This window comes from Streptococcus sp. Z556, from assembly GCF_053010225.1.
This window is the reverse complement of sequence record NZ_JBRKNU010000012.1, coordinates 1-5,074: the sequence shown is the minus strand read 5'-3', so window position 1 is coordinate 5,074 and position 5,074 is coordinate 1. Positions and strand designations below refer to the sequence as shown.

Sequence of the window (5,074 nt, the reverse complement as noted above, 5' to 3'; positions counted from 1 at the left end):
TTGACAGAGAGAGCTAGCTGTGATATACTAATATAGTTGTCGCTCACGAGAGATTGGGTGACAAAGACCTTTGAAAACTGAACAAGACGAACCAATGTGCAGGGCACTATAACTGAAGTTATAGTACTGAACAATGAAAAAACAATAAATCTGTCAGTGACAGAAATGAGTGAGAACTCAAACTTTTAATGAGAGTTTGATCCTGGCTCAGGACGAACGCTGGCGGCGTGCCTAATACATGCAAGTAGAACGCTGAAGGAGGAGCTTGCTTCTCTGGATGAGTTGCGAACGGGTGAGTAACGCGTAGGTAACCTGCCTGGTAGCGGGGGATAACTATTGGAAACGATAGCTAATACCGCATAAAATTGATTATTGCATGATAGTCAATTAAAAGGTGCAATTGCATCACTACCAGATGGACCTGCGTTGTATTAGCTAGTTGGTGGGGTAACGGCTCACCAAGGCAACGATACATAGCCGACCTGAGAGGGTGATCGGCCACACTGGGACTGAGACACGGCCCAGACTCCTACGGGAGGCAGCAGTAGGGAATCTTCGGCAATGGACGGAAGTCTGACCGAGCAACGCCGCGTGAGTGAAGAAGGTTTTCGGATCGTAAAGCTCTGTTGTAAGAGAAGAACGAGTGTGAGAGTGGAAAGTTCACACTGTGACGGTATCTTACCAGAAAGGGACGGCTAACTACGTGCCAGCAGCCGCGGTAATACGTAGGTCCCGAGCGTTGTCCGGATTTATTGGGCGTAAAGCGAGCGCAGGCGGTTAGATAAGTCTGAAGTTAAAGGCTGTGGCTTAACCATAGTACGCTTTGGAAACTGTTTAACTTGAGTGCAAGAGGGGAGAGTGGAATTCCATGTGTAGCGGTGAAATGCGTAGATATATGGAGGAACACCGGTGGCGAAAGCGGCTCTCTGGCTTGTAACTGACGCTGAGGCTCGAAAGCGTGGGGAGCAAACAGGATTAGATACCCTGGTAGTCCACGCCGTAAACGATGAGTGCTAGGTGTTAGACCCTTTCCGGGGTTTAGTGCCGCAGCTAACGCATTAAGCACTCCGCCTGGGGAGTACGACCGCAAGGTTGAAACTCAAAGGAATTGACGGGGGCCCGCACAAGCGGTGGAGCATGTGGTTTAATTCGAAGCAACGCGAAGAACCTTACCAGGTCTTGACATCCCTCTGACCGCTCTAGAGATAGAGTTTTCCTTCGGGACAGAGGTGACAGGTGGTGCATGGTTGTCGTCAGCTCGTGTCGTGAGATGTTGGGTTAAGTCCCGCAACGAGCGCAACCCCTATTGTTAGTTGCCATCATTCAGTTGGGCACTCTAGCGAGACTGCCGGTAATAAACCGGAGGAAGGTGGGGATGACGTCAAATCATCATGCCCCTTATGACCTGGGCTACACACGTGCTACAATGGCTGGTACAACGAGTCGCAAGCCGGTGACGGCAAGCTAATCTCTTAAAGCCAGTCTCAGTTCGGATTGTAGGCTGCAACTCGCCTACATGAAGTCGGAATCGCTAGTAATCGCGGATCAGCACGCCGCGGTGAATACGTTCCCGGGCCTTGTACACACCGCCCGTCACACCACGAGAGTTTGTAACACCCGAAGTCGGTGAGGTAACCTTTTAGGAGCCAGCCGCCTAAGGTGGGATAGATGATTGGGGTGAAGTCGTAACAAGGTAGCCGTATCGGAAGGTGCGGCTGGATCACCTCCTTTCTAAGGATAAGGAACTGCGCATTGGTCTTGTTTAGTCTTGAGAGGTCTTGTGGGGCCTTAGCTCAGCTGGGAGAGCGCCTGCTTTGCACGCAGGAGGTCAGCGGTTCGATCCCGCTAGGCTCCATTGGTGAGAGATCACCAAGTAATGCACATTGAAAATTGAATATCTATATCAAATAGTAACAAGAAAATAAACCGAAACGCTGTAGTATTAAAAAGAGTTTATGACTGAAAGGTCAAAAAATAAGGTTAAGTTAATAAGGGCGCACGGTGGATGCCTTGGCACTAGGAGCCGAAGAAGGACGTGACAAACGACGATATGCCTTGGGTAGCTGTAAGTAAGCGATGATCCAGGGATTTCCGAATGGGGGAACCCAACAGGTACTACCTGTTACCCATATCTGTTAAGGATATGAGGAGGAAGACGCAGTGAACTGAAACATCTAAGTAGCTGCAGGAAGAGAAAGCAAAAGCGATTGCCTTAGTAGCGGCGAGCGAAACGGCAGGAGGGCAAACCGAAGAGTTTACTCTTCGGGGTTGTAGGACTGCGATGTGGACTCAAAGATTATAGAAGAATGATTTGGGAAGATCAGCCAAAGAGAGTAATAGCCTCGTATTTAAAATAGTCTTTGTACCTAGCAGTATCCTGAGTACGGCGGGACACGTGAAATCCCGTCGGAATCTGGGAGGACCATCTCCCAACCCTAAATACTCCCTAGTGACCGATAGTGAACCAGTACCGTGAGGGAAAGGTGAAAAGCACCCCGGGAGGGGAGTGAAATAGAACCTGAAACCGTGTGCCTACAACAAGTTCGAGCCCGTTAATGGGTGAGAGCGTGCCTTTTGTAGAATGAACCGGCGAGTTACGATATGATGCGAGGTTAAGTTGAAGAGACGGAGCCGCAGGGAAACCGAGTCTGAATAGGGCGTCTTAGTATCATGTCGTAGACCCGAAACCATGTGACCTACCCATGAGCAGGTTGAAGGTGCGGTAAGACGCACTGGAGGACCGAACCAGGGCACGTTGAAAAGTGCTTGGATGACTTGTGGGTAGCGGAGAAATTCCAAACGAACTTGGAGATAGCTGGTTCTCTCCGAAATAGCTTTAGGGCTAGCGTCGACATAAAGATTCTTGGAGGTAGAGCACTGTTTGGGTGAGGGGTCCATCCCGGATTACCAATCTCAGATAAACTCCGAATGCCAATGAATTATGGTCGGCAGTCAGACTGCGAGTGCTAAGATCCGTAGTCGAAAGGGAAACAGCCCAGACCACCAGCTAAGGTCCCAAAATAATTGTTAAGTGGAAAAGGATGTGGGGTTGCACAGACAACTAGGATGTTAGCTTAGAAGCAGCTATTCATTCAAAGAGTGCGTAATAGCTCACTAGTCGAGTGACCCTGCGCCGAAAATGTACCGGGGCTAAAACAATTTACCGAAGCTGTGGATACCTTTATAGGTATGGTAGGAGAGCGTTCTATGTGTGAAGAAGGTATACCGTGAGGAGTGCTGGAACGCATAGAAGTGAGAATGCCGGTATGAGTAGCGAAAGACAGGTGAGAATCCTGTCCACCGTAAGACTAAGGTTTCCAGGGGAAGGCTCGTCCGCCCTGGGTTAGTCGGGACCTAAGGAGAGACCGAAAGGTGTATCCGATGGACAACAGGTTGATATTCCTGTACTAGAGTATGTAGTGATGGAGGGACGCAGTAGGCTAACTAAAGCAGACGATTGGAAGTGTCTGTCTAAGCAGTGAGGTGTGAATTGAGTCAAATGCTTAATTCTATAACATTGAGCTGTGATGGGGAGCGAAGTTTAGTAGCGAAGTTAGTGACGTCACACTGCCAAGAAAAGCTTCTAGCGTTTAAACATACTCTACCCGTACCGCAAACCGACACAGGTAGTCGAGGCGAGTAGCCTCAGGTGAGCGAGAGAACTCTCGTTAAGGAACTCGGCAAAATGACCCCGTAACTTCGGGAGAAGGGGTGCTGACTTTAGGTCAGCCGCAGTGAATAGGCCCAAGCAACTGTTTATCAAAAACACAGCTCTCTGCTAAATCGTAAGATGATGTATAGGGGGTGACGCCTGCCCGGTGCTGGAAGGTTAAGAGGAGTGCTTAGGAGTAATCCGAAGGTATGAATTGAAGCCCCAGTAAACGGCGGCCGTAACTATAACGGTCCTAAGGTAGCGAAATTCCTTGTCGGGTAAGTTCCGACCCGCACGAAAGGCGTAATGATTTGGGCACTGTCTCAACGAGAGACTCGGTGAAATTTTAGTACCTGTGAAGATGCAGGTTACCCGCGACAGGACGGAAAGACCCCATGGAGCTTTACTGCAGTTTGATATTGAGTGTCTGTACCACATGTACAGGATAGGTAGGAGTCTATGAGCTCGGGACGCCAGTTTCGAAGGAGACGATGTTGGGATACTACCCTTGTGTTATGGCCACTCTAACCCGGATAGGTTATCCCTATCGGAGACAGTGTCTGACGGGCAGTTTGACTGGGGCGGTCGCCTCCTAAAAGGTAACGGAGGCGCCCAAAGGTTCCCTCAGAATGGTTGGAAATCATTCGCAGAGTGTAAAGGTATAAGGGAGCTTGACTGCGAGAGCTACAACTCGAGCAGGGACGAAAGTCGGGCTTAGTGATCCGGTGGTTCCGTATGGAAGGGCCATCGCTCAACGGATAAAAGCTACCCTGGGGATAACAGGCTTATCTCCCCCAAGAGTTCACATCGACGGGGAGGTTTGGCACCTCGATGTCGGCTCGTCGCATCCTGGGGCTGTAGTCGGTCCCAAGGGTTGGGCTGTTCGCCCATTAAAGCGGCACGCGAGCTGGGTTCAGAACGTCGTGAGACAGTTCGGTCCCTATCCGTCGCGGGCGTAGGAAATTTGAGAGGATCTGCTCCTAGTACGAGAGGACCAGAGTGGACTTACCGCTGGTGTACCAGTTGTCTTGCCAAAGGCATCGCTGGGTAGCTATGTAGGGACGGGATAAACGCTGAAAGCATCTAAGTGTGAAACCCACCTCAAGATGAGATTTCCCATGATTTTATATCAGTAAGAGCCCTGAGAGAAGATCAGGTAGATAGGTTAGAAGTGGAAGTGTGGCGACACATGTAGCGGACTAATACTAATAGCTCGAGGACTTATCCAAAATAACTGAGGATACGAAGCGCGAGGTTTACTTGTGATTTGATAGATATTCAATTTTGAGTAGGTATTACTCAAAGTTAAGTGACGATAGCCTAGGAGATACACCTGTACCCATGCCGAACACAGTAGTTAAGCCCTAGAACGCCGGAAGTAGTTGGGGGTTGCCCCCTGTGAGATATGGAAGTCGCTTAGCT

General features: G+C 49.7%; 1 tRNA gene and 3 rRNA genes. All 4 read left to right on the top strand.

The annotated features are described in order from the left end of the window. The first annotated feature begins 184 nt into the window (after positions 1–184). Positions 185–1,731, top strand: a 16S ribosomal RNA gene (locus ACVC7S_RS08660). Between the two features lie 51 nt (positions 1,732–1,782). Then, a tRNA-Ala gene (locus ACVC7S_RS08655) sits at positions 1,783–1,855 on the top strand. Between the two features lie 123 nt (positions 1,856–1,978). After that, positions 1,979–4,881, top strand: a 23S ribosomal RNA gene (locus ACVC7S_RS08650). A 76-nt stretch (positions 4,882–4,957) separates the two neighbouring features. Next, positions 4,958–5,073, top strand: a 5S ribosomal RNA gene (gene rrf / locus ACVC7S_RS08645). The 16S, 23S and 5S rRNA genes sit together here with 1 tRNA gene alongside, the layout of an rRNA operon. Position 5,074: the final 1 nt, after the last annotated feature.